Genomic DNA, 2,946 nt, shown 5'->3' with positions numbered 1-2,946 from the left:
GACGTTGTGAATGGGTTTTTGTGTCCGATATATGCGCGAGCTTCAATGCCTGGCGACGCCCTACTCTTCCAGTGCTTGAGCAATAGTACCATCGGCGCAGACTGGTTTCACGGCCGAGTTCGGGATGGGATCGGGTGGGTCACAGACGCTATGGTCACCAAGCAATGAAGCTGGCGCATATATGGGTTTATAATCGATACCGTGCACATAAGTGTTTGCTTGCCAAGCACGGCAACAGCCGCGTTTGGTGTGTGTATTTGCAAGCTTTATATCTGGGCTGACTTAACAACCGACCGATCTTGGACTGCGCTGGAGGCCAGTGCTGTCGTTGATGGCGGGACTCTTAAGCGCGAATAGGACAATTAGTATCGGTTAGCTTCATGGATTACTCCACTTCCACATCCGATCTATCAAGGTCGTGGTCTTCGACCGTCCTAAGAAATCTTATCTTGAGGGAGGCTTCCCGCTTAGATGCTTTCAGCGGTTATCCCGTCCATACATAGCTACCCAGCTGCGCCCTTGGCAGGACGACTGGTACACCAGAGGTATGTTCAACCCGGTCCTCTCGTACTAGGGTCAACTCCTCTCAAATTTCGACGCCCACGGCAGATAGGGACCAAACTGTCTCGCGACGTTCTGAACCCAGCTCACGTACCACTTTAATTGGCGAACAGCCAAACCCTTGGGACCTGCTCCAGCCCCAGGATGTGATGAGCCGACATCGAGGTGCCAAACGATTCCGTCGATATGAGCTCTTGGGAATCATCAGCCTGTTATCCCCGGCGTACCTTTTATCCGTTGAGCGATGGCCCTTCCACGAGGGACCACCGGATCACTATGACCGACTTTCGTCTCTGCTCGACTTGTCAGTCTCGCAGTCAGGCGGGCTTATGCCATTGCACTCTAACAGACGGTTTCCAACCGTCCTGAGCCCACCATCGCGCGCCTCCGTTACTCTTTAGGAGGCGACCGCCCCAGTCAAACTACCCACCACAGAGGGTCCCTGCACCGGATAACGGTGCGAGGTTAGACATCAGAAAACAGCAGGGTGGTATTTCACCTATGGCTCCACATCATCTGGCGACGATGCTTCAAAGCCTCCCACCTATGCTACACAGCTCTTTCCTAATGCCACTCTGAAGTTGCAGTAAAGGTGCACGGGGTCTTTCCGTCTAACCGCGGGTACTCCGCATCTTCACGGAGAATTCAATTTCGCTGAGCATATCCTGGAGACAGTGGGGAAGTCGTTACGCCATTCGTGCAGGTCGGAACTTACCCGACAAGGAATTTCGCTACCTTAGGACCGTTATAGTTACGGCCGCCGTTTACCTGGGCTTCAATTCAGTGCTTGCACACCTCCTCTTAACCTTCAGGCACCGGGCAGGCGTCAGGCCCTATACGTCGTCTTGAAGCCGACTTAGCAGAGCCCTGTGTTTTTGCTAAACAGTCGCTACCCCCTGGCCTGTGCCCCCCACAAGAGCTTGCGCTTATGTGGGGCCTCCTTCTTCCGAAGGTACGGAGGCAATTTGCCGAGTTCCTTCAGGATACTTCTCTCAAACGCCTTGGTATACTCTACCATTCCACCTGTGTCGGTTTAGGGTACGGTCTATACGGAGGGGCTATTTCCTGGGACAACTTCACTGCCAGGAGCAATCCAATAAGCCCTGACAATTTACGCCATCCGTCACACACCTCCAGGCCCACGAATATTAACGTGGTTCCCATCGACTACCCCCTTCGGGCTCGTCTTAGGGGCCGGCTTACCCTGCTCAGATTAGCTTTAAGCAGGAACCCTTGGAATTTCGGCGACAGTGCATCTCACACTGTTAATCGCTACTCATGTCTGCATTCGCACTTCCGATACCTCCACGACCCATTACCAGATCGCTTCAACGGCCTACGGAACGCTCCGCTACCGCGTGATCGTAAACGATCACACCCTAAGCTTCGGTGCATCACTTTAGCCCCGTTACATCTTCGCCGCAGGATCTCTTATTTAGACCAGTGAGCTGTTACGCTTTCTTTAAAGGATGGCTGCTTCTAAGCCAACCTCCTGGTTGTTTTGGAAATCCCACATGCTTTCCCACTTAGTGATGACTTGGGGACCTTAGCTGTAGGTTAGGGCTGTTTCCCTTTTGACGACGGACCTTAGCACCCGCCGTCTGTCTGCCGGACTAGACTCGTTGGTATTCGGAGTTTGGTTAGTGTTGGTAGATCTCGCGACCCCCGCAACCATCCAGTGCTCTACCCCCAACGGCAATCATCCGACGCTCTACCTCAATAGATTTCGCGGAGAACCAGCTATTTCCCGGCTTGATTGGCCTTTCACCCCTAAGCACAACTCATCCGACAATTTTTCAACATTGAACGGTTCGGTCCTCCAGTGCGTGTTACCGCACCTTCAACCTGGTCATGCATAGATCGCCGGGTTTCGGGTCTAATGCATCAAACTCATGGTCGCCCTATTCAGACTCGCTTTCGCTGCGCCTACACCTAACGGCTTAAGCTTGCTTGATACACTAAGTCACAGACCCATTATGCAAGAGGTACGCGGTCAGGGCTCAAGGCCCCTCCCACTGCTTGTAGGCATCCGGTTTCAGGTACTGTTTCACTCCCCTCATCGGGGTGCTTTTCACCTTTCCCTCACGGTACTGGTTCACTATCGGTCATGTACGAGTATTTAGGCTTGGAGGGTGGTCCCCCCATGTTCAGACAGAGTTTCACGTGCTCCGCCCTACTCGAGTCCTGAGATATCATTTTCGCATACGGGGCTGTCACCCGCTATGGCGTCCCTTTCCAGAGACTTCTGCTAACTATATCCCAGGCACTGGCCTGGTCCGCGTTCGCTCGCCACTACTAACGGAATCTCGGTTGATGTCTTTTCCTCCGGGTACTGAGATGTTTCAGTTCTCCGGGTTCGCCTCACCAAAGCCTATTTTATTCAGC

Annotated in this window: 2 rRNA genes (1 of these 2 running past the window's edge); both read right to left on the bottom strand. The window is 53.2% G+C overall.

The window, feature by feature from the left end:
• Positions 1-47: 47 nt before the first annotated feature.
• Positions 48-162 (bottom strand): 5S ribosomal RNA (rrf, locus tag HHL08_RS24895).
• 181 nt (positions 163-343) lie between these two features.
• A 23S ribosomal RNA gene (locus HHL08_RS24890) occupies positions 344-2,946 on the bottom strand; it runs 197 nt beyond the window's last position.

This window comes from Sphingobium psychrophilum, assembly GCF_012927105.1.
GTDB lineage: Bacteria > Pseudomonadota > Alphaproteobacteria > Sphingomonadales > Sphingomonadaceae > Sphingobium > Sphingobium psychrophilum.
Note: the sequence above shows the minus strand (reverse complement) of the source record. Positions and strands in the feature narration are given on the sequence as shown.